General features: G+C 67.7%; 18 protein-coding genes and 1 tRNA gene. 9 read left to right on the top strand and 10 right to left on the bottom strand.

Annotation, left to right across the window (positions count from 1 at the left end):
• Positions 1-22 precede the first annotated feature (22 nt).
• Positions 23-2749: a bifunctional acetate--CoA ligase family protein/GNAT family N-acetyltransferase gene (locus EZ304_RS10700; RefSeq protein WP_142807030.1), complete on the top strand. Its 2727-nt coding sequence runs from the start codon at positions 23-25 to the stop codon at positions 2747-2749.
• Between the two features lie 43 nt (positions 2750-2792).
• On the opposite strand, the gene EZ304_RS10695 is transcribed toward EZ304_RS10700, so the two are convergent.
• On the bottom strand, positions 2793-3173 hold the full coding sequence (locus EZ304_RS10695; RefSeq protein WP_049426729.1) for a YbjQ family protein: 381 nt from the start codon (positions 3171-3173) through the stop codon (positions 2793-2795).
• 131 nt (positions 3174-3304) lie between these two features.
• Here EZ304_RS10695 and EZ304_RS10690 point away from each other — a divergent pair, with 131 nt between their 5' ends.
• A complete protein-coding gene (locus EZ304_RS10690; RefSeq protein ID WP_185959172.1) occupies positions 3305-4006 on the top strand; it encodes an alpha/beta fold hydrolase in 702 nt (233 codons plus the stop codon).
• A gap of 118 nt (positions 4007-4124) precedes the next feature.
• Here EZ304_RS10690 and dkgB read toward each other — a convergent pair whose 3' ends face one another.
• The gene (dkgB, locus tag EZ304_RS10685) at positions 4125-4934 is read right to left on the bottom strand and encodes a 2,5-didehydrogluconate reductase DkgB (protein ID WP_142807028.1); all 810 of its coding nucleotides are present in this window, start codon (positions 4932-4934) and stop codon (positions 4125-4127) included.
• Between the two features lie 125 nt (positions 4935-5059).
• Positions 5060-6274: an MFS transporter gene (locus EZ304_RS10680; protein WP_142807027.1), complete on the bottom strand. Its 1215-nt coding sequence runs from the start codon at positions 6272-6274 to the stop codon at positions 5060-5062.
• Between the two features lie 105 nt (positions 6275-6379).
• Here EZ304_RS10680 and EZ304_RS10675 point away from each other — a divergent pair, with 105 nt between their 5' ends.
• Entirely contained in the window at positions 6380-7282 is a 903-nt protein-coding gene (locus EZ304_RS10675; protein WP_142807026.1) for a LysR family transcriptional regulator, read from the top strand.
• Between the two features lie 84 nt (positions 7283-7366).
• Here EZ304_RS10675 and EZ304_RS10670 read toward each other — a convergent pair whose 3' ends face one another.
• Positions 7367-9487 carry a methyl-accepting chemotaxis protein gene (locus tag EZ304_RS10670; protein WP_142807025.1) on the bottom strand — a complete coding sequence of 707 codons (2121 nt, stop codon included), beginning with the start codon at positions 9485-9487 and terminating at the stop codon, positions 7367-7369.
• 184 nt (positions 9488-9671) lie between these two features.
• On the opposite strand from EZ304_RS10670, the gene EZ304_RS10665 reads away from it, so the two are divergent.
• Entirely contained in the window at positions 9672-10127 is a 456-nt protein-coding gene (locus EZ304_RS10665; RefSeq protein ID WP_142807024.1) for an Rrf2 family transcriptional regulator, read from the top strand.
• Positions 10117-11022: an NAD(P)/FAD-dependent oxidoreductase gene (locus EZ304_RS10660; RefSeq protein WP_142807023.1), complete on the top strand. Its 906-nt coding sequence runs from the start codon at positions 10117-10119 to the stop codon at positions 11020-11022. The genes EZ304_RS10665 and EZ304_RS10660 overlap by 11 nt, the downstream gene beginning before the upstream one ends.
• A 95-nt stretch (positions 11023-11117) precedes the next feature.
• On the opposite strand, the gene EZ304_RS10655 is transcribed toward EZ304_RS10660, so the two are convergent.
• The 4 genes from EZ304_RS10655 to EZ304_RS10640 form a co-directional block, all read right to left on the bottom strand.
• Complete coding sequence (locus EZ304_RS10655) at positions 11118-12338, bottom strand: RtcB family protein (protein WP_142807022.1); 1221 nt, start codon at positions 12336-12338, stop codon at positions 11118-11120.
• A 56-nt stretch (positions 12339-12394) separates the two neighbouring features.
• Positions 12395-13519, bottom strand: a complete 1125-nt coding sequence (locus EZ304_RS10650) for a slipin family protein (RefSeq protein ID WP_142807021.1) — start codon at positions 13517-13519, stop codon at positions 12395-12397.
• 355 nt (positions 13520-13874) lie between these two features.
• Positions 13875-13948, bottom strand: a tRNA-Thr gene (locus tag EZ304_RS10645).
• Between the two features lie 644 nt (positions 13949-14592).
• Positions 14593-15549, bottom strand: coding sequence for an aldo/keto reductase (locus tag EZ304_RS10640; RefSeq protein WP_142807020.1), 957 nt, complete (start codon positions 15547-15549; stop codon positions 14593-14595).
• A 169-nt stretch (positions 15550-15718) separates the two neighbouring features.
• On the opposite strand from EZ304_RS10640, the gene EZ304_RS10635 reads away from it, so the two are divergent.
• From EZ304_RS10635 to EZ304_RS10625, 3 genes are all read left to right on the top strand, one after another.
• The gene (locus EZ304_RS10635; RefSeq protein WP_142807019.1) at positions 15719-16576 is read left to right on the top strand and encodes a class I SAM-dependent methyltransferase; all 858 of its coding nucleotides are present in this window, start codon (positions 15719-15721) and stop codon (positions 16574-16576) included.
• Positions 16577-16657: 81 nt separating this feature from the next.
• Positions 16658-16924 carry a hypothetical protein gene (locus EZ304_RS10630; protein ID WP_260678100.1) on the top strand — a complete coding sequence of 89 codons (267 nt, stop codon included), beginning with the start codon at positions 16658-16660 and terminating at the stop codon, positions 16922-16924.
• Positions 16925-16992: 68 nt separating this feature from the next.
• Positions 16993-17532 carry a pseudouridine synthase gene (locus tag EZ304_RS10625; RefSeq protein ID WP_142808093.1) on the top strand — a complete coding sequence of 180 codons (540 nt, stop codon included), beginning with the start codon at positions 16993-16995 and terminating at the stop codon, positions 17530-17532.
• Positions 17533-17626: 94 nt separating this feature from the next.
• On the opposite strand, the gene EZ304_RS10620 is transcribed toward EZ304_RS10625, so the two are convergent.
• Together EZ304_RS10620 and hrpB are read right to left on the bottom strand one after the other, a co-directional pair.
• Complete coding sequence (locus EZ304_RS10620) at positions 17627-18001, bottom strand: hypothetical protein (protein ID WP_019336760.1); 375 nt, start codon at positions 17999-18001, stop codon at positions 17627-17629.
• Between the two features lie 160 nt (positions 18002-18161).
• Entirely contained in the window at positions 18162-20666 is a 2505-nt protein-coding gene (gene hrpB / locus EZ304_RS10615) for an ATP-dependent helicase HrpB (protein ID WP_142807017.1), read from the bottom strand.
• A gap of 67 nt (positions 20667-20733) precedes the next feature.
• On the opposite strand from hrpB, the gene EZ304_RS10610 reads away from it, so the two are divergent.
• Positions 20734-21531, top strand: a complete 798-nt coding sequence (locus EZ304_RS10610; RefSeq protein WP_142807016.1) for a TatD family hydrolase — start codon at positions 20734-20736, stop codon at positions 21529-21531.
• The last annotated feature ends 28 nt before the right edge of the window (positions 21532-21559 follow it).

The raw sequence follows: 21559 nt of genomic DNA, 5'->3' as shown, positions 1-21559 counted from the left end.
CTTTTTTGGGTACCGTAGGCGCATGAGTACCTACCACCTGCAGTCCGTGTTCCGTCCGCAGTCGGTCGCGGTGATCGGCGGCAGCCCGCGTGAGCGTTCGGCTGGCCGCGCAGTGATGCGCAACCTGCGCGGCACGGGCTTCCCCGGCAAGGTAGCGTGGATCAACCCGCGGCACGCCGAGATCGATGGCATCCGCACTGTGAAGCGGCTGAAGGACCTGGACTGGGTACCAGACCTGGTGGTGATCACCGCCCCCGCAGCCATCGTGCCGCAGGTGGTGCGCACCGCTGCCGAGCGCGGCGTGCAGGCCGCAATCATCCTCACCGCGCACCTGGGCGAAGGTCCGGGCTCGTTGTCGGAACAGGTGGAAACGGTGGCGCGCAAGCATGGCCTGCGCATTCTCGGCCCACACTGCCTGGGCGTCATTGCGCCGCACGCGCGGCTCAACGCCAGCATCGCCGCGCACTTCCCGCAGGCTGGCGACCTCGCGCTGATCTCCGAATCCTCCGCCATTGCCGCCGCGCTGGTGGAGTGGGGCGTGGCCCGTTCGGTCGGTTTCTCCGCCGTGGTGTCGCTGGGCGACACGATGGACGTCGACTTCGGCGACCTGCTCGACTACTTCGCCACCGACTATCGCACCCGCGCCATCCTGCTGTATGTCGAGCAGATCAAGGACGCGCGCAAGTTCATGTCGGCCGCGCGTGCCGCCGCCCGTGCCAAGCCGGTGGTGGTGGTGAAGTCCGGTCGCGCCGAGCGGGTGCAGCCAGGCAGCCGCGATACCCACGTGCAGGCGTTGGCTCGCGCCGACGATGTGTATGGCGCAGCGTTCAACCGCGCCGGCCTGCTGCGCGTCGGCGCGCTGGATGAACTGTTCACCGCTGCCGAATCGCTGGGGCGGCTGGGCACCTTCCCCGGTCGCCGGCTGGCCATCCTCAGCAATGGCGGTGGTGTCGGCCGCCTTGCCGTGGACCAGCTCATCGCATTGCGTGGCACGCTGGCCAACCTGTCCGACAGCACGGTCGAGAAGCTCGACGCGGTGCTGCCGCAGGGCTGGTCACGCAGCAATCCGGTGGACATCGTGGTCGATGCCGACGGTGACCGCTACGCCGCGGCCATCGAAGCGCTGCTGGCCGACAACGAGAATGATGCGGTGATGGTGGTCAACGTGCCGACCGCATTCACGTCGTCCGCAGACGCCGCACAGGCGCTTACCCGCACGCTCGGACTGCGCCCGCGCCATCACCGCGACAAACCGGTATTCGCGGTGTGGCTGGGCAACGGCGACCAGGCCACCGCCACGCTCAACGCGGCACGGGTGCCGACCTATCCGACCGAGGCCGAAGCGGTGCGCGGCTTCCAGCACCTGGTGCGCTACCGCGAGGCGCAGAACGCCCTGATGGAAACGCCACCCAGCCTGCCGCAGGATTTCAGTGTCGACGCGGCGGCCGCACGCGCGCTGGTCGATGCGGCGCTGGCCAACGGCCAGCAGTGGCTGGACCCACTGGCCACGCATGAGCTGCTGAAGGCCTACGGCATTCCCTCCGCGCCGGTGATGCATGCGCGCGATGCGCACGAGGCGATGGACCTGGCGCAACCGCTGCTGGAACGTGGCGCCAGCGTGGCACTGAAGATCCTGTCACCCGATATTCCGCACAAGTCGGAAGTCGATGGCGTACGCCTGAACCTGACGACGCTGCCGGCGGTGCAGAGCGCGGCCAATGCGATCCTGTCACGTGCCCGCCAGTTGCGGCCGGATGCGCGCATTGACGGTCTGCTGGTGCAGCCGACCATCGTCCGCCCGAAGGCGCGTGAGCTGATCGTCGGCATTGCCGATGACGCAACGTTCGGCCCGGTGATCGTGGTCGGTCGTGGCGGTACCGCGGTCGAAGTGATCAATGACAAGGCGTTGGCGCTGCCGCCGCTGGATCTGCGCCTTGCCCATGAGCTGATCGGCCAGACCCGTGCCTCGCGCATCCTCAAGGCCTATGGCGATGTGCCTGCCGCCGACGAGCGCGCACTGGCCTTGGCGCTGGTCAAGCTGGCGCAGCTGGCCGCCGACATTCCCGAAGTGCGTACGCTGGACATCAATCCGCTGCTGGTCGACGGCAAGGGCATCCTCGCCCTCGACGCACGCGTGGCGGTGGCGCCGTCGCGCATCCTGCACAAGGGCCGTGGCCATCCGCGCTTCTCGGTGTTCCCGTACCCGAAGGAGTGGGAGCGCACCATCGAACTGTCCGATGGCGGCCGCGCCTTCGTGCGTCCGGTGCGGCCGGAGGATGACGCGCTGTTCCGTGCGTTCTTCGCCCGCGTCAGCGACGAGGACCTGCGCCTGCGCTTCTTCCAGTCGGTGAAGCACTTCAGCCACGAGTTCATCGCGCGCCTGACCCAGCTCGATTACGCACGCTCGATCGCGCTGGTGGCGATCGAACCGCGCAGTGGCGAGATGCTGGGCGCGGTGCGCCTGCACGCCGATGCGGATTACCACCGCGGTGAGTACGGCATCCTGATCCGCTCGGACCTGAAGGGCCACGGCATCGGCTGGCGGCTGATGGCGATCATGATCGAGTACGCCAAGTGGCTGGGCCTGGACGTGGTCGAAGGTCAGGTGCTGCGCGAGAACAGCACCATGCTGGCGATGTGCCAGAGCCTGGGCTTCAAGACCAGACTCGACCCGGACGACCCGACAGTGATGATGGTGACCCTGCCGGTACAGCAGGTCGAAGTGCCCGCAGTGCCGCCGGTGGCCTGACCGCCACCTCGTCGGCAGCGCCGGGCCATGCCCGGCGGTCCCCTCAGCGCACCGGCTCCACCACCACTGCCGTGCCGTAGCACAGCACTTCGGTCAGCCCGGTCATCACATCGGTGGCGTCGTAGCGCATGCCGATGATCGCGTTGGCGCCCAGCTGCCGCGCGTGCTTGACCATGTCGCGGTAGGTTTCCTCGCGGGCCTGTTCGCACAGCTCGGTGTAGATGGTGATGTTGCCACCGAACAGGGTCTGGATGCCGCCGAGGAAATTGCCGACGATCGAGCGCGAGCGCACGGTGATGCCGCGCACCACGCCCAGGTTGCGCACCACGCGATGGCCGGGCAACTCGAAGGCGGTGGTGACCAGTGAATCGTCGAAACGTGCCAGCGAGGTCGTCGGGTTGCCGCTGTTGTAGGGGTCTGCCATGGCCGCATCCTTGGAACGGGTAGGGTCGAGGGCTGCATCCTAGCGTGTCGTCGCGCTGCTGGGCCGGTTCTGCAACGCACAGGGCCAGCCACGGCATGTCCTTGCCACCGCACCGGCGCGACAATACCCCCATGACCGACCGTACCCCCCTGTTGCTGCTGCCCGGCCTGCTCAACGACGCCGAGCTGTGGCGCTCACAGTTGGCTGACCTGGCCGACATCGCCGATTGCACGGTGGGCGACCAGACCCGCGGCGAAACCCTGCAGGCGGTGGCCGAGGATGTGCTGGCGCAGGCGCCGGAGCGCTTCGCGCTGGCCGGTTTCTCGCTGGGCGGTTTCGTCGCCCAGCAGATTCTGCGCATCGCGCCGGAACGCGTGCTGCAGCTGGCGCTGGTCGATACCTCGATCCACGCCGACTCGCCGGAGCGCGCCGAGCAGCGCCGCAGCCAGCGCGCCAGCGTGCGCCTGCCGGGGAAGTTCCACGGCTTCGGCGATGCGCTGATGCGCAGCTATATCGACGCCTCGCGGCTGGATGACTACGTGCTGGTGCAGCGCGTGCGCGACATGACCGCTCGCCTGGGCGCGGACGTGTTCCTGCGCCAGAGCGCGCTGGAACGCCGTGACGGCCATGACGTGCTGGCTGGCTACCGCGATCCGCTGTTGATCATCTGCGGGGCCAACGATCGCATCACGCCGCTGGCAGTGAGCGAGGAAATGCACGCGATGGTGCCGCACTCGCAGCTGGTGGTGGTGCCCGATTGCGGTCATCTGGCACCGATGGAGAAACCTGACGAAGTGAGTGCGGCGATGCGTGGGTGGTTGTTGCAGGGCTAGGCCAAAGCCGCTTCTGGTGGGTGCGGACCTTGGTCCGCACGGTGTTTCAATGATCGATCAGAGGTCAGTGCCGACCAAGGTCGGCACCTACCGATTCCGAGCCGTAGCCGCAGTGGGATCAATCCCAGGCCGGGGCGATACCTTCCGGGTTGGCCAGGCGATGGCCGCGGTCCAGCTTGGCGATCTGCGCCATGTCTTCGTCGGTCAGGCGGATCGCTGCCGCTTCCAGGTTGCCCGACAGGTTTTCGCGCTTGGTCGACGACGGGATCACCGAGAAGCCCTGCTGCAGCGCCCAGGCCAGCGCGATCTGCGCCGGAGTGGCCTGGTGGCGGCCGGCAATGGCCTGGATCACCGGGTCCTTGATCACCTCGCCATAGGCCAGGCTCATGTAGGCGGTGATGTGGATGCCGTTGTCCTGCAGGAACTTCACCAGCAGGCGGTTCTGCAGGTACGGGTGGATCTCGATCTGGTTGGTGGCGATGGCATCGGCGCCCAGGATGCCGATCGCCTTGCGGGTCTGCGCGATGGTGAAGTTGGAGATGCCGATCGCCTTCGTCAGACCCTGTGCCTTGGCCTCGGCCAGTGCGGTCAGGTACTCCTCCATCGGCACGTCGACCTTGTCGTTCGGCGACGGCCAGTGGATCAGCGTCAGGTCCACATGATCGGTGCGCAGCTTGTCCAGACTGGTACGCAGGCTTGCCAGCAGCGCTTCGCGCTTGAACTCGGTGATCCAGACCTTGGTGGTCAGGTAGATCTCTTCGCGCGGCACGCCGGAATCGGCGATGGCCTGGCCGACCTCGGCCTCATTGCCGTAGATCTGCGCGGTATCGATGGCGCGGTAGCCGACATCCAGCGCATTGCGCACGGAATCGATCACGGTCTGGTCTTTGAGGCGGAAGGTGCCGAGACCGAAGGCGGGGACAGTCATGGGGAGCTCCAGCAGAGGGGAGGGATGCGAATATCCGGCAAAGGGTAGGCCAGTGGCCGCATGCGTGCCGGCAACGGTGCATTGCACCACCGTACCGGCAGGGCGCCGGCACGGCATGACTTATCTCAATGCGCGCCCACGGCGATGCCATCGGCGCGGTCATCGATGCCGTCGCGGCGGTCCAGGCGGCCGCTGAGCACTGTCAATGCGTACGCACCCACCACCACCAGCGCGCCCAGCCACGGCGTGTGCATCAGGCCGATGTGCTCCACCACCAGGCCGCCGAGCGAGGCGCCCAGCGCGATGCCGATGTTGAAGGCGGCGATGTTCAGCCCCGAGGCCACGTCGGTGGCCTGCGGCGCATAGCGCTGCGCCTGCTTGACCACGTAGACCTGCAGGCCGGGCACGTTGCCGAACGCCACCGCACCCAGTGCCAGCACCGTCAGCAGCATCAGCCAGGTGTTGCAGGCGGTGAAGGTGAGCACGAACAGCACGACGGCCAACAGGGCGAAGATGCGCTTCAGTGCGGGCACCGGACCCATGCGGTCGGCCATGCGCCCGCCCCACAGGTTGCCGATTGCCACCGACACGCCGTACACCAGCAGCACCAGGCTGACCGCATTGGCGGAGAAACCGGTGACGTCCTGCAGGATCGGCGCCAGATAGGTGAAGGCCAGGAAGGTGCCGCCGTAGCCCAGCGCGGTCATCGCATAGACCAGCAGCAGGCGGGGTTGGGCGAGTACGGCCAGCTGCTGGCGGAAGCTGGCCGGCGCACTCTGCGGCACGCTGCGCGGCACGAACAGCAGCGCGCCGAGCAGGGCGATCACGCCCAGAGCGGCCACCGCCAGGAAGGTGGCGCGCCAGCCCAGGTGCTGGCCGATGAAGGTGCCCAGCGGCACCCCGGTCACCAGCGCCACGGTCAGGCCGGTGAACATGATGGCGATCGCGCTGGCGGCCTTCTCCTTCGGCACCACCGCGGTGGCGATGATCGAACCGATCGAGAAGAACACGCCGTGGGCGAGGCCGGTAAGGATGCGTGCAGCGATCAGTGAGGTGTAGCCCGGTGCCATGAACGCGATGATGTTGCCGACGGTGAACAGCACCATCAGCGCCACCAGCAGGGTCTTGCGCGGCACGCGGCCGGTCAGCGCGGTCAGCACCGGCGCGCCGATGGCCACGCCGAGGGCATACAGCGAGACCAGCAGGCCGGCCGAGGGCAGGCTGACCTGAAGGTCGGCGGCGATGGTGGGGATCAGGCCGACGATGACGAACTCGGTGGTGCCGATGGCGAAGGCACCGAGGGTCAGGGCCAGCAGGGCGAGGGGAATGCCACGGATCATGGCAGGCTCCAGAGGGAAGGAAGGCGCGCAGTGTGCGCGGCGCACCTTTGCCTAAAAACCCATCGTCACGCCAATCACTCTTGCCTCGTGGTCAATAATGGCGCCATGAAAACCACCCTCGATGAAATGCAGGCGTTCCTGGCGGTGATCGACAGCGGTTCGATCAGCGCCGCGGCCGAGCAGCTGGGGCAGACGCCCTCCGGCGTCAGCCGTGCGCTGGGGCGGCTGGAGGACAAGCTGGGCACCACCCTGCTGACCCGCACCACGCGCCGCCTGCACCTGACCGCCGAGGGCGAGGCCTACCTGCGCCATGCACGGGCGATCATCGATGCGGTGGAGTCGGCTGAGGAACAGATGGCCGCCCGCCGCGAGCGCCCGGCCGGGCGCCTGCGCGTGGATGCGGCGATGCCGTTCGTGCTGCACGTGATCGCGCCGCTGGTGGCCGGGTACCGCGCGCGCTACCCGGAGGTGCAGCTGGAGTTGAACAGCTCCGAACGCTACATCGACCTGCTGGAACGGCGCACCGACCTGGCGATCCGGATCGGTCCGCTGGCCGATTCCACCCTGCATGCGCGACCGTTGGGCCGCTGCCAGCTGCGGCTGGTGGCCAGTCCGGCCTACCTGGCGGCGCACGGCGAACCGACCAGCGTCGCCGCGCTGGGCCAGCACACGCTGCTCAGCTTCAACGAACCGGAATCGCTGAATCACTGGCCGCTGCCGGGCGATGCCGATGGACTGCTGCGGGTGCGCCCGGACATCGCGGTGTCCAGCGGCGAGACGTTGCGCCGGTTGGCGGTGGAAGGGGTGGGCATCACCTGCCTGTCCGACTTCGTGACCGACCGCGACCGCGCCGCCGGCACCCTGGTGCCGGTGCTGGCGGCACAGACGCTGGACGTGTACCAGCCGATCCATGCGGTGTATTACCGCAACACCGCAGTGTCGGCGCGGATCAGCTCGTTCCTGGATTACCTGGGTGAAGCGATGGCGCAGAGCGGTTACCTGCGCTGAGGTCGTGGTGGGGTTGCCGGCCAGCGGTCGGCACTACCGTTCATCACGAGGGTAGTGCCGGCCGCTGGCCGGCAACCAAATCCGTCAGGCCGCGCGCGCCAGCGCGTCCTTTGCTGCTGCCGTGGTCGACAGATCAAATACATCCACTGCATCGATCAACCGGTTCGCCTGCTGTTCCAGGCTGCGTGCGGCGGCACTGGCTTCTTCCACCAGCGCGGCGTTCTGCTGGGTGGTGCCATCCATCTGGATCACCGTCTGGCTGACCTGTTCGATGCCCGCGCTCTGTTCCTGCGAGGCCGCGGAGATCTCGGCCATGATGTCGGTCACGCGCTGCACCGACGCCACGATCTCGGCCATGGTGTCGCCGGCCTCGCGCACGCGCTGCGCGCCGTGGCCGACCTGTTCCACCGAGGCTTCGATCAGTGCCTTGATCTCCTTGGCGGCACCGGCCGAGCGCTGTGCCAGGGTGCGCACTTCGCTGGCAACCACCGCGAAGCCGCGGCCCTGCTCACCGGCGCGTGCCGCTTCCACCGCGGCATTCAACGCCAGAATGTTGGTCTGGAACGCGATGCCATCGATCACGCTGATGATCTCGGCGATCTGCCGCGACGAGGTCTCGATCGCGCCCATTGTCGCCACCACCTGGCCGACCACGCTGCCGCCCTGCGAGGCGACCGTGTGCGCGCCGATGGCCAGCTGGTTGGCCTGGCGTGCGTGCTCGGCGTTCTGGCGCACGGTGGAGGTCAGTTCCTCCATCGATGCCGCGGTCTCCTCCAGATTGGCCGCCTGTTGTTCGGTCCGGCGTGACAGGTCGTTGTTGCCGGCGGCGATTTCCGCCGCCGCGGTGTGGATGTTGCCGGAGGCGTGCTTGATGTCGGTGACGATGGTCGCCAGCTGTGCAGCCGTGGTGTTGGCGTCGCCTGCAATGCGTGCGAACACGCCCTGGAAATCACCGTGCATGCGAGCGCCGAGGCGGCCGTCGGCAATCGCGCGCAGCATGCTGGAAACTTCGCCCAGGTTCAGCTCGGTGGTCTGCATCAGGCGGTTGAGGCCATCGACCATCGCGCGGAAATCATGCTCGAAGCGTGCGCTGTCGCCGCGCTGGCTGAAGTCACCGGCGGCAGCGGCTTCGGCCAGGCGGCGGATCTCGCCGTTGATCACACCGAGGTTGGCCTTGGCCGTATCCAATGCGTTGGTGATCACGGCCTTTTCGCCGGGCAGGCGTTCCATATCCTGGCTGAGGTCACCGATGGCGTAGCGGCCCATGATTGCAATCGCACGCAGCTTTACCTGGATATGTGCATCGACCAGTGCATTGCTGTCGGCGACCATTTCGCCGAATGCGCCCGGGAACGCACTGGCATCCATGCGATGGCTGATGGTGCCGGCGTCATGCGCCTGCGCCATCGTCGCCTGTGCGTCCAGTACGCCGCGCAACGTGGACTGCACCGCCTGCATCGCTTGGGCGAGGCGACCGATCTCGTCGCGGCTGCGCACCTGCACCACGTGCTGCAGATCACCAGCGGCCACGGCACGTGCAGCGGCTTCCACCGCCAGCACCGGCTGCACCACCGCACGCCGCAGCCACCAGGCCAGGCCCATCAGCAACAGCACGGCGGCCAGCACGGTCAGCGCTGCGCACAGCAGCAGTGTCTGCCGCGCCTGCTGCGAGCGCGCCGCCACGGCCGCCTCCGCCACCTGCGTGGCATGCGTGCTCAATGCATCCAGTGCCGTAGCCACCGGGCGATCTTTGCCGCGCACGAGGTTGTCGCCGGCGGCGGGATCGTAGCCGGCCTCCGCAAACGCCTGCAGGGCAGCGTGGTAGTCCTTCTGCAGCTGCGTGTGCAGGCCGATGAAGGCCTGTGCCAGTTCACGCGTGCGCGCGTCCGGGCTGGCCAGCAGGCCCTTGGCCAGCTGCTCGACCAGGCGGCCCTCGCTGTCGAAGGCGTCCAGATGGCGCTGGCGCAGCGCGTCGTCGTGGCCGCGCAGCAGCACGTTCTTCCATTCCTGCACCTGGCCGCGGAACTCGCGCTGCAGGCGTTCGGCGTCGCGGTTGTGCGCGACTTCGGGCGGAACCTCGGTGGAAAGCTTCAACCAGGCGGAGGCCAGGCCCGCCAGAGCGCACAGCAGGACCACGGCAAGACCAACGGAAACCGCGCCGAGCAGCTTGGACTGCAGGCGCGGAGCACGGACAGACGCATTCATGGGGAGGGACTCTCGGGAAGGGGCGATTCGGTATCGACCGCTGCCACCTCCCTCTGAAGTGGGACTTGTATCACATTCCCGTTTCGTTTAGCGATGTGAAGGAGATATTTCATAGGACATATGTGTCCATATGGAACGAAAGCAGACCCTCGACAGGGGATTTAAATGTAACTATGGTTGTTACATGAAATCCGCGAATCCCCTTTCCGACGCCCTGCACGTGATGGCGCATCTGGTCGGCCATGCCACCCCGCGCACCTCCGAGCAGTTGGCGGCGTGCCTGCCGACCCATCCGGTGGTGATCCGCCGCCTGCTGGCACAGCTGCACAAGGCCGACCTGGTGCGCAGCACCCGTGGCCACGGCGGCGGCAGCCAGCTGGCCCGCGATGCGGCAGCCATCACGCTGCATGACATCTACCTGGCGGTGGGGGCACCTCCGCTGGTGCAGGTCGGCGCCCGCGATTCCGGCGGCGGCTGTCCGATCCAGCAGCTGGTCAACAGCGCCCTGCTGGAGGGCGCACGCGAGGCACAACGGATGCTTGAACAGCGATTGCAGGCGACCACGCTGGACCAGCTTGGCGCCGACTTCGCCCGCCATCTCGCCCATCACCGTTCCCTGGAAGGTCACCATGAATCCTGATGTGCTCATCGTCGGCGGCAGCTATGCCGGCATTGCCGCCGGCCTGATCCTGGCCCGTGCCCGTCGCCCGGTTACGGTCATCGACGCCGGATTGCCGCGCAACCGCTTCGCCAGCCATTCGCATGGCGTGCTGGGGCTGGATGGCATCAGCGGCGCCGAGCTGCTGAAGACCGCGCGCCAACAACTGCTGGATTACCCCAGCGTGCGCTGGCTGCACGCCGAGGCGGTGCAGGCCACCGCCAGCGCAGGGGGCGTGGAAGTGCATACTGCTGACGGCCAGGTGCTGGCCGCACGCAAGCTTTTGCTGGCTAGTGGCATTGCCGACCAGCTGCCGGAACTGCCGGGGCTGGCCGAACGCTGGGGCAGCACCGTGCTGCACTGCCCCTACTGCCATGGCTATGAAGTGGGCGGAGGTGCCATCGGCCTGCTCGGTGGCCATCCGATGTCCGCCAGCAAGGCGCCACTGTTCGCCGATTGGGGAAATGTCACCTTCTTCAGCCAGGGCCTGCCGATCACCGATGAGGAGCTGGCCGCCATGCAGCAGCGCGGCGTGCAGATCGAGACGTCGCCCGTGCTGGGCGTGCAGGGCGACCAGCCGACCTGGTTGGAAGTGGAGCTGGCCGACGGCCGCCGCATCGCCCAGCGTGCGCTGTTCGTGCCGGCCACCCAGGCAATGGCCACGCCATTGGTGCAGCAGCTGGGCTGCACATTGGTCGAGAGCCCGCTGGGCGTGCTGATCGAGGTGGATGCGATGAAGCAGACGTCGGTGCCGAACGTGTATGCGGCAGGCGATGCGACGACGGTCGGCAACATCACGCTGGCCACCGCCGAGGGCGTGCGCGCCGGCATCGGCGTGCATCACGCGCTGGTCGGCGAAGACAGCGTGCCGCGCTGAATGTCTCGGGGTCAGATCCCTTTCGCAGAAAGGGCTCTGACCCCCGACATGACGTGCCGCCCTGGCAGAGGCCGGCCGTGGCCGGCATCGCTCCATCATCCTTTCACGCACAGCACCTGGCGCAGGGTATGCACCACGTCGACCAGGTCCAGCTGGGCGGCCATCACATCATCGATCGACTTGTACGCCGCCGGTGACTCGTCCAGCACGCCGCTGTCCTTGCGGCATTCCACATGCGCGGTGGCCTCGCGGTGCTGGGCCAGCGTGATCTGCTGGCGCGCCGTGCCACGGCTCATCACCCGGCCGGCACCGTGGCTGCAGCTGTGGAAGCTGTCCGCGTTGCCCTTGCCGCGCACGATGTAGCTGCGCGTGCCCATGCTGCCGGGGATGATGCCCAGCTCGCCCTCGCGGGCACTGACCGCGCCCTTGCGCGTCACCAGCAGCTCCTGGCCGTGGTGCGTTTCCTTCTGCACGTAGTTGTGGTGGCAGTTCACCGCCATCGCCGCCAGCTGGAACTTCGGCAACCGGTGGCGCATCTCGGCCAGCACGCGCGACATCATCGCCTCGCGGTTCTGCCGGGCGTAGTCCTGCGCCCACGACACGGCTTCGACGTAGTCATCGAACAGCGGCTCGCCTTCCATGAAGAACGCCAGGTCCTTGTCCGGCAGGTGGAAGCCCAGCACGCGCCGCGCCAGTTCCTCGCGCGCCTTCTCGATGAAGTAGGTGCCGATCAGGTTGCCGGTGCCGCGCGAGCCGCTGTGCAGCATCACCCACACCGTATCCGTCTCGTCCAGGCACAGTTCGATGAAGTGGTTGCCACCGCCCAGCGTGCCCAGCTGACGGTCCAGCTTGTCGGTGCGGATCTTCCGGTGCCTGTCCTTGATCTTCTCCAGCCCGGCGGCCAGCCCGGACTGCACCAGCCGGGTGTGGATGCTGTCGGGCATGCGGTGATGCTCGCCGCCACGGCCATTGCCGACCGGGATGCTGCGCTCGATGCTGTTGCGCAGCTGCCGCAGGTCATCGGGCAGGTCATTGGCGCGCAGCGTGGTGCGCACCGCCGCCATGCCACAGCCGATGTCGACGCCGACCGCAGCCGGGATGATCGCACCACGGGTCGGGATCACCGAGCCCACGGTCGCGCCCTTGCCCAGGTGCACGTCCGGCATCACGGCCACCCACGGTCCGACGAACGGGATCGCGGCGATGTTGCGCAGCTGCTCGTGGGCCTGCGCTTCCAGCGGCACCCCGTTGACCCAGCCCTTGATCGGCGTGGTGCCCTCGGCATGCAGCCATTGATAGTTGTGTTGAGTGTCCATGTCTTCGTGTTTGTCCCTGATGGGCCGGCGGCGCGTCCCTGCGCCGCCGCTACCCCCTACCTGATCGTCACCAGCTGCTTCAGCACGCCATCCAGGCCGCCGAACACGGTGAGCTTGTCGATCTTCTCGGTGACCTTCTCCAGTGCCTCCAGCTCCTTCAAGCGCATCAGCACCGGGTTGTCCTCGATCAGCTTTGCGGTGTTGAGCTGCGAACGCGTGGCGTTGGCCTCCTCGCGGCGGCGGATCACGCTGGCCTGGGCCTGCTTCTCGGCCAGCACCACGCCGTTGAGGATCTCCTTCATCTCGCCCGGCAGGATCACGTCCTTGATGCCCACGCCGAGCAGCCGCACGCCGTGGCCCTCGATCGTCGCCTGCACATGGGCAGCGATCTCGCCGTCCAGTGCCGCCTTGTCGCCCAGCAACTCGTCCAGGCTGCGCGCCGCGATCGCCTGGCGCAGGCCGAACTGCAGCTGACGGTAGACGAACTCATCGGCGTTGCTGAGCGTGCGGTGCGCACGCACCGGGTCGACCACCTGCACGGTCGCGGCCAGGTTCACCCGCAGGGTCACCTTGTCGCGGCTGAGCAGCTCCTGGCCGGACACGTCCAGCGAACGTGCACGCAGTTCCACACGCTCCACCGACACGTTGCCGTTGAAGTTCCAGAACGCGTGCAGGCCGGCGTCCAGCGTCTGCCGCAGCGTGCCATTGATGAACAGCAGGCCCACCGACTCGCTCGGCACGGTGCTGATCACCGCCACACGCGGCAGCACGCCCAACTGGCCCAGGCGTTGCTGCACGTCCACCGGAATGCGCGGCTCGTCACCCAACGCCACTACCTGCACCTGGGTATCGACCGAACCGCGCCAGTACAGACGGCGGCTGCCCGGCGGCAGCACTTCATCGATGCGGCCGTTGCGCAGCAACAGGCCGACCTCGCTGGCGCCGACGTTGGCCAGCACGAAGTGCGTGTCCAGCTGTGCGCCCAGCGCTTCGATCAGGCTGTCCTGGTCGCTGCCGGTATAGGCCGCGCCCTTCGATGCAGTGTGGATGTCCACGTGCGGCCGGCCGCCGAACGGCGACAGGCGGTGCACGCCCGGCAGCAGGATCTGCTGGAAACGACGGTTGCGATACACCAGGCCGCGCTCGCCGTCGCCGATCACGACCTTGATGGTCCAGAACATGGGAGTCTCTCCTTGTATGGCTCTGGTGGTTCGACCCGTTGCGGATGAATCGCCATGACCCGGGTCGATCCGGTCGTGGCGAGGCCGCCTGCACATCACGTGCAGGCGGCGGAAGAGGGCGGCCATCGGCGGACGGTCCACGCGCGGAGCCTGCGGTGCGTCATCCCCCTTACTACCCTTCCTGCCGGCAGACAGCGCCGGAGCGGAACGGGAGCGATGGTGGTGACAGGCCGAGGCCCGGCGTGCGGTCCGTTGCCCTTCCTGTGGTGCCCGAAGGCGTTCGCAGGACCGGCGACGATGGCCGCTGGGGCTTGCGCCCCGGGTGTTGCTTCAAGTCATGACGTGAGAGGTCATGTGGTTTGGAGTGGGAATCGAACCCACGACAGACGGATTACGGATCCGTTGCTCTGACCAAGCTGAGCTATCCAGTTGGGGACCGCGCGGAATCGAACCGCGTACCGGCGAACCGGTGCCTGCCTCCAGCAGGCGATCCAGGCGATGGCATGTCCGCGACCTCCGGCATGCGCCACGGCAATGCCGCGCGCACCAGCCCGTGGTTGAAACGGGACCGTTGGAGAATCGAGGGTGCAGGCCACCGACATTATCGGCGAGCGATAATGTTTGGGTGCAATGCAGATAATGTCCAGGCGTTGCCGGTCGCGCGAAGTAAATCCTTCGGCGGGGCAGAAAAACCTGGGTCAGTGAGCGGCGGGTCGCCGCGCGGGGTGCAGTTCTGGCATCGCGGGTCCTTGTGCCGACGCAAACGAAAACGCCCCCGGGACTTGCGTTCCGAGGGCGTCGTCAGGCCTCGGAGATCGGGGTGGCCGATCTCCGCAGGGCGGGTATCAGGCCGTTGTCAGCTGGTCTTCCTTGCCGAACGCGCGCGCCGGCCCGTCCATGCGCAGGCATGGCAGCTGTTTGGCGATGGCGACGGAATGCGCGTTCAAGGGAAGTTTCCAGTGGTTGTTGAAACGAGGTGCGCACGATAAACCACGATTTAGTCGCGTGCAACCATTTTGTTCAATTGTTTTCTTCGCTGTTGTGCAATGCCGGCCAGCGGCCGGCACTACAACTCAGGCTTCTGTGCTGGCGGCATCCAGCTGCGCGACATCCTGCACGCTCAGCGCTACGTTGGCCGCTGCCAGCAGATCGTGCAGCTGTTCGACGCTGGTCGCGCTGACGATCGGTGCGGTGATCGACGGCCGCGCGATCTGCCACGCCAGTGCGATCTGTGCAGCGCTGGCACTGTGCTTGCTGGCCACGTCATCCAGCGCCTGCAGGATGCGCAGGCCGCGCGGGTTCAGATAGCGCTTCACCACTGTTTCGCCACGCGCCGGGCTCTTTGCCGCATCAGCCGGCGTGCGGTACTTGCCGCTGAGGAAGCCACTGGCCAGCGCGTAGTAGCCGATCACGCCGATCTGTTCGCGCTGCACCAGCGGTTCCAGTTCCTTTTCGTAGCCGGCGCGGTCGTAGAGGTTGTACTCCGGCTGCAGGGTTTCGTAACGCGGCAGCTTGTAGTCGGTGGACACCTTCAGCGCATCGGCCAGGCGCGTGGCGCTGTAGTTGGAAGCACCGATCGCACGCACCTTGCCGGCTTCGATCAACCGGCCGAACGCGGCCAGGGTCGCTTCCAGCGGTGTCGACTCGTCATCCTCGTGGGCCTGGTACAGATCGATCACGTCAGTCTGCAGGCGGCGCAGCGAATCCTCGACCGCCGCATTGATGTTGTCCGGGGTCAGGCCGGGGCGCTCGGCCCACTTGGCCACCTTGGTCGCCAGCACCACCTTGTCGCGCTTGCCGCTGCGGGCAAACCACTTGCCGATCAGCGTTTCCGATTCGCCGCCGGCATTGCCCGGCACCCACGCCGAATACACATCGGCGGTATCGACCAGGTTGAAGCCGGCATCGACGAAGGCGTCGAGCAGGGCGAAGCTGGCCTTCTCATCGGCGCTCCAGCCGAACACGTTGCCACCGAAGGCGAGCGGACGTACATGCAGGCCGGAACGGCCCAGTTCGCGGGTTGCCGTCATGGGCACGGACTCCTTGGGGGAAGTGCTCCAGAATAAAACGCGTTGTGTGACCGTGCTGCGGCGGTGACCACAAAACAGTGTTCCGCGACGGGCATGCGGCTAACGTTTTGTGAACACCTGGGACGCTGCGGCTGCTAGTCTCGCCGCATCTTCCGCTGGAGTCGTTCCGATGATGCCTGCTTCGTCCCTGCGTGGTTGCCGACTGCTGCTTGCTTCGGCCCTGCTCGCTGCTGTTCCTGCGTTCGCCGCACCGGCCACGGTAGCGCCGGCGAAGATCCAGGTCTCGCCGGCCATCGACGCGGCGGTGAAGGCGCCGACCCGCGATGCCAGCAACGCCAAGCGCGATGGCTTCCGTCATCCGGCGCAGACGCTGTCGTTCTTCAAGGTGGCACCGGAAAAGACCGTCATCGAGATCACCCCCGGCAACGGCTGGTACTCGGAGATCCTGGCGCCGCTGCTGCATGACAAGGGTCGCTACGTCGCCGCCGTGGTCGATCCGATGGCCGTGCCCGAAGGCCGCGGCCGTGACTACCAGCAGCGTAGCCGCGACAGCCTGGAAAAGAAGTACGCCGGTGCGCCGGCACAGTTCGGCAAGACCGCCGTGGTCGCCTACGATCCGGCCAAGCCGGTGTTCGGCCCGGCCGGTTCAGCCGATGTGGTGCTGACCTTCCGCAACGTGCACAACTGGCGCAAGGCCGGTCAGGCGCAGGGCATGTTCCAGGGCTTCTTCAACGTGCTCAAGCCGGGCGGCGTGCTGGGCGTGGTCGAGCACCGCGCCAAGGCCGATGTGGCCGACGACGATGACACCGGCTATGTCGGCCAGCAGCAGGTGATCGCGATGGCCGAGGCCGCCGGCTTCAAGCTGGACGCGCGCAGCGAGGTCAACGCCAACCCGCGCGACACCAAGGACCACCCGAACGGTGTGTGGACGCTGCCGCCGACCAACCAGCACGACAAGGCCGACGATGCGAAGTACCAGGCGATCGGCGAAAGCGACCGCATGACCCTGCGCTTCATCAAGCCGTAAGGTGGGGTGCAGGGCTGCGCCCGCGGTGTTGGACGGAATGGGTAGCCGCCGGGCAATGCCCGGCGCTGCCGTCAATGGAGTGTGCTGTTGAAGAAAGTGCTGTACTTCGCCTTCGCATTGATGGCGCTGCCGCGGTTGTACGACTTCGTGCTCCATGCGGGTCACGTGCATGACCTCGTGGCGGCGGCAGGATTTGCGGCGCTGCTCGTTGGTGGCCTGTGGGACGAACGTGCGCGCAGGGCCTGCCCACCGGCAACGCGGCTGCGGTACCGTGCCAACGCGGCCGCCACGTGCGGCGTCGTGCTGGTGCTCGTTGCGCTGTTGATGGAAAGGAAGGTCTTCGGCTGAGTAGCCGATGATCGCGGCGGCAACGCGGGAATGGGACAATGCCCTACCCGCCGCCTGCCGTGCCCGCAATGCTGATCGCCTTCAACAAGCCCTTCAACGTGCTCTGCCAGTTCACCGACCGCAGCGTGCCGCCGCGGCCGACCCTGGCCGGGTTCGGCCTGCCGCCGCGCGTGTATGCAGCCGGCCGGCTGGACCATGACAGCGAGGGGCTGCTGCTGCTGACCGACAACGGCACGCTGGCGCACAAGCTGACCGACCCGAAGCACAAGGCCGACAAGACCTACTGGGTGCAGGTGGAAGGCACGCCCAGCGACGAGCAGCTGCAACAGCTGCGCGACGGCGTGGTGCTCAACGACGGGCCGACCCTGCCGGCGAAGATCGAACGCCTCGATCCGGCGCCGTCGCTGTGGACGCGCGATCCGCCGGTGCGTTTCCGCAAGACCGTGCCTGACAGCTGGCTGGCGATCACGATCCGCGAGGGCCGCAACCGCCAGGTGCGGCGGATGACCGCGGCCGTGAACCTGTCGACGCTGCGGCTGGTCCGCGTGTCGATGGGGCCTTACCGGCTGGACGACCTGCAGCCGGGGCAGTGGCGGCAGATTGGCTGAAACAGAAAGGGCCGGAGGCCTTGCGGCGTCCGGCCCTCGTGCGGTGCTTTGAGGTCGGAGCCCTTCCTGCGGAAGGGCTCCGACCCCAGCTGATTCACGCGTCGCTGCCGATATCGCTGTGCTCGTCCACCACGGTGTCGTTGCGGCGGTCACGTGCGTTGATACGCTGCGCCTGCCCATTCACCACGTGGCCATTGGCGGCCTTCTTCTTCTGCTGCTTGCGGTACAGCGCATAGCCGAGCAGGCCTACACCGACCGCAGCGGCGGCCACGGCCACTGCCGGATTGCGGCGCACGAACTTGGTCGCGGCCTTGCCGCCGGTCTTCACTGCGCCGATGGCGGCGCCGGTCTTGATCCAGTCCGCATTGCGCAGGCTGCCACCGGCGCTCTTCAGGCCATCGCCGGCGGTGTGGGCCAGCTCCAGGGCGCGCTCCAGAGCGCGGTCGGTGATTACGGTCAGCTTGCTCATGCGGGGGTCCTTTGCCTCGGGTCGAAGTCCAGTGTCGCGTGTTGCCCGTAAACGGTATGTCAGTCGAGGCCGCACGTGGCGTGACTTTACCGCAGCCATTCAGGATCAGGCAGGGTGGGGTCAGAGCCCTTTGCGTTGCAAAGGGATCCGACCCCGCCAATCAGGTTCCGCGCGGCTTGGCCCGGTGGGTGGCCGTGGCCGTCCACGGATCATCCGGCCATGGATGGCGCGGGTAGCGGCCCTTCATCTCCTTTTTCACCTCGGCGTAGGTGTTTTCCCAGAAGTTGCGCAGGTCCTGGGTGACCTGCAGCGGGCGGCCGCCGGGGGAGAGCAGGTGCAGGGTCAGCGGCACGCGGCCATCGGCGATGCGCGGCGTATCCGCCAGGCCGAACAGTTCCTGCAGCTTCACCGCCAGCACCGGTGGCAGCGGATCGCCGCTCTCGCCGTCCAGCGCATAGCTGATCGGCCGCTCCAGCCCGGACGGCACGGTGATGCGGGTCGGCGCGTTGCGTTCGACCAGCTGCCGTTGAGACCACTCCAGGGGTGACTTCAACGCTTCGCCGAAGCTGGATTCATCCAGCGCATCCAGTCGCGTCTTACCGGCGAACGCAGGCTGCAGCCACTGCGCGCGGTTGGCCAGCAGGGCGTCGTCGCTGCAGTCGGGCAGGTCCAGCTCCGGCATCCAGCGCCGGAGCGATTCCACCCGTGCCTGCCACTGGCGCAGGCCTTCGGTCCACGGCAAGGCCTGCAGGCCGAGCTCGGCGACCGCGTCGGTCAGGGCCTGCGCGGCGTGCTGCGGATCGACCCGGCCGGCCGAGCGGCTGTCCAGCACGATGCGGTCGAAACGGGTCTCGCGCAGTGCCACCAGGGCGCGGCGCTCGCTGTCCCAGCGCACCACGTCTTCAGTGACGAAGCGCTCCGGCCACGCCTTGCGCAGTTGGCCTTCATCCACCGGTGCGGCACGCAGCAGCAGCGCATCGCGTGCCTCAAAGCGAAGCTCGCTGGCCACCAGCCACGGTTCGCCACGCAGGTCGCTCAGTTCGTGCAGGCGCGCGCTGCGACCATTGGCCAGCAGGTAGCGCAGTGGATCGCCGGGATGCTGGACACCGATCCGGTCGGGGAAGGCATGTGCGAGCAGGTCACCCAGCTCGTGCGCCTCGATGCTGGCCGGTGGCACGGTATCGCAGCGCAGGCGACGTCGCCATTGTTTGGCGGCGGCATCGATGGCGGCCAGCCCGCTGCGATTGGCGTCGCCCGGCGCGCGGCCGTTGCGGAACGCGGCCAGTGCGCGCCAGCGGGCCGCCAGCGCGTCACCGCCCTGGCGCAACGGGTCGCGGGCTTCCAGCAGGGCGGCCAGATCGGCGGCCAGCGCCTGCGCGCGGGCATCGGGTGCTGCCAGCAGCATCGCCGCCATCCGTGGATGCGTGCCCAGCGCCAGTACGCGGCGGCCGAGTGCGGTGATCGCACCACGGCTGGACAACGCGCCCAACCGCTGCAGCAGTTCGCGCGCGGCGCCCATCGGGCCGGCCGGTGGCGGATCGAGGAAGCGCAGATCGCTGCTGCCCCAGGCCGCCAGCTCCAGCGCCAGTCCGGCCAGTTCCACCTGGTCGATCTCGGCGCGGCGCTGCGGCTCCAGCCGCTGCGACTGCGGCCACAGCCGCCAGGCCACGCCTTCGGCCACGCGACCGGCACGACCGGCGCGCTGATCGGCCGACGCCTGGGCGATGGCCACCACGTCCAGCCGGGTGAAACCGCTGTTGGGGTCGTAGCGCGGCTCGCGTGCCTGGCCGCTGTCGATCACCACGCGCACGCCGGGTAGCGTCACCGACGACTCGGCCACATTGGTGGCCAGCACCACGCGGCGGCGGCCATCGCCGGCGGCCTGCAGCACGCGTGCCTGCTGTTCCACCGGCAGCTCGCCGTGCAGCGCCAGCACCTCCACGCCGCTGTCCAGGGATTCCTGCAGGCCGGCCTGCACCCGCGCGATCTCACGCTGGCCGGGCAGGAACACCAGCAGGTCGCCGGGATGTTCGGCCAGGGCCTGTTGCACCGCGCGGCGCACCTGCAGTTCCAGCGCCTCATCGCGGCGCGCCGGGAAATGGCTGACCGTCACCGGGTAGCTGCGGCCCTCGCTGCTCAGCCGCGGCGCATCAAGGAAGCGTGCCAGGCGCTCGCCGTCCAGCGTGGCCGACATCACCACCAGGCGCAGGTCGTCGCGCAGCTGCGCCTGCACGTCCAGCGCCAGCGCCAGGCCGAGGTCGCCGCTGAGATGGCGCTCGTGGAATTCGTCGAACAGGATCGCACCGACTTCTTCCAGCATCGGGTCGTCCTGCAGCATGCGGGTCAGGATGCCTTCGGTGACGACTTCAATGCGCGTGCGCGCCGAGACTTTGTTCTCGAAACGGATGCGGTAGCCGATGGTGCCGCCCACATCCTCGCCCAGCTGCCGCGCCATGAACAGCGCGGCGCTGCGTGCGGCCACCCGGCGCGGCTCCAGCAGGATGATCTTCCGGCCTTGCAGCCACGGTGCATCGAGCAGCGCCAGCGGCACCTGGGTGGTCTTGCCGGCGCCGGGCGGGGCTTCCAGCACCAGCCGTGGCTGCATGGCCAGGTGCTGCTGGATCTGCGGCAGCAGCGGGGAAATCGGGAAGAGCGGGGCGTTCATGTGCAAAGGATAAGGGGCCGCGGCGGGCGCAGGTACAATGCGCGGGCACTTTTTCCCCGCGATGACCATGCACCTGATCGATATCGGCGCCAACCTGACCCACGATTCCTTCGACCGCGACCGTGACGCCGTGCTGGACCGTGCGCGCCAGGCCGGCGTGGTGCAGATGGTCATCACCGGTGCCAGCCGCGAGCACTCGCCGCTGGCCGTGCGGCTGGCGCAGCAGCACCCCGGCTTCCTGTACGCCACCGCCGGCGTGCACCCGCACCACGCGGTGGAATACACCGAGGAATGCGATGCGGAGATGCGCGCGCTGCATGCCCAACCGCAAGTGGTGGCGGTGGGGGAGTGTGGGCTGGACTACTTCCGTGATTTCTCGCCGCGCCCGGCCCAGCACCGTGCGTTCGAGCGACAGCTGCAGCTGGCCGCGGACAAGGGCAAGCCCCTGTTCCTGCACCAGCGCGACGCGCATGCCGATTTCATGGCACAGATGAAGAACTTCGAAGGCCGCATCGGCCCGGCGGTGGTGCATTGCTTCACCGGCGAACGCGATGAGCTGTTCGATTACCTCGACCAGGACTGGTACATCGGCATCACTGGCTGGCTGTGTGACGAGCGCCGCGGCGCGCACCTGCGCGAACTGGTGAAGAACATCCCGGCCAACCGCCTGATGATCGAGACCGACGCGCCGTACCTGCTGCCGCGCACGCTGAAGCCGATGCCGAAGGATCGCCGCAATGAACCGATGTTCCTCTCGCACATCGTGGAAGAGCTGGCACGTGACCGTGGCGAGGACGTTGCGGTGACCGCGGCCAATGCCACTGCTGCCACGCGCGCGTTCTTCCGCCTGCCTGACGCCGGTTGATCGGGTAGTGCCGGCCGCTGGCCGGCAA

The organism is Stenotrophomonas maltophilia (assembly GCF_006974125.1).
GTDB classification, from domain to species: domain Bacteria; phylum Pseudomonadota; class Gammaproteobacteria; order Xanthomonadales; family Xanthomonadaceae; genus Stenotrophomonas; species Stenotrophomonas maltophilia_O.
This window is presented reverse-complemented; position numbering and strand designations above follow the sequence as displayed.

Coding starts and splice junctions, on each gene's coding strand:
- EZ304_RS10700 (WP_142807030.1), top strand. CDS start 23: ATGAGTACCTACCACCTGCAGTCCGTGTTCCGTCCGCAGTCGGTCGCG.
- EZ304_RS10695 (WP_049426729.1), bottom strand. CDS start 3,173: ATGGCAGACCCCTACAACAGCGGCAACCCGACGACCTCGCTGGCACGT.
- EZ304_RS10690 (WP_185959172.1), top strand. CDS start 3,305: ATGACCGACCGTACCCCCCTGTTGCTGCTGCCCGGCCTGCTCAACGAC.
- dkgB (WP_142807028.1), bottom strand. CDS start 4,934: ATGACTGTCCCCGCCTTCGGTCTCGGCACCTTCCGCCTCAAAGACCAG.
- EZ304_RS10680 (WP_142807027.1), bottom strand. CDS start 6,274: ATGATCCGTGGCATTCCCCTCGCCCTGCTGGCCCTGACCCTCGGTGCC.
- EZ304_RS10675 (WP_142807026.1), top strand. CDS start 6,380: ATGAAAACCACCCTCGATGAAATGCAGGCGTTCCTGGCGGTGATCGAC.
- EZ304_RS10670 (WP_142807025.1), bottom strand. CDS start 9,487: ATGAATGCGTCTGTCCGTGCTCCGCGCCTGCAGTCCAAGCTGCTCGGC.
- EZ304_RS10665 (WP_142807024.1), top strand. CDS start 9,672: ATGAAATCCGCGAATCCCCTTTCCGACGCCCTGCACGTGATGGCGCAT.
- EZ304_RS10660 (WP_142807023.1), top strand. CDS start 10,117: ATGAATCCTGATGTGCTCATCGTCGGCGGCAGCTATGCCGGCATTGCC.
- EZ304_RS10655 (WP_142807022.1), bottom strand. CDS start 12,338: ATGGACACTCAACACAACTATCAATGGCTGCATGCCGAGGGCACCACG.
- EZ304_RS10650 (WP_142807021.1), bottom strand. CDS start 13,519: ATGTTCTGGACCATCAAGGTCGTGATCGGCGACGGCGAGCGCGGCCTG.
- EZ304_RS10640 (WP_142807020.1), bottom strand. CDS start 15,549: ATGACGGCAACCCGCGAACTGGGCCGTTCCGGCCTGCATGTACGTCCG.
- EZ304_RS10635 (WP_142807019.1), top strand. CDS start 15,719: ATGATGCCTGCTTCGTCCCTGCGTGGTTGCCGACTGCTGCTTGCTTCG.
- EZ304_RS10625 (WP_142808093.1), top strand. CDS start 16,993: ATGCTGATCGCCTTCAACAAGCCCTTCAACGTGCTCTGCCAGTTCACC.
- EZ304_RS10620 (WP_019336760.1), bottom strand. CDS start 18,001: ATGAGCAAGCTGACCGTAATCACCGACCGCGCTCTGGAGCGCGCCCTG.
- hrpB (WP_142807017.1), bottom strand. CDS start 20,666: ATGAACGCCCCGCTCTTCCCGATTTCCCCGCTGCTGCCGCAGATCCAG.
- EZ304_RS10610 (WP_142807016.1), top strand. CDS start 20,734: ATGCACCTGATCGATATCGGCGCCAACCTGACCCACGATTCCTTCGAC.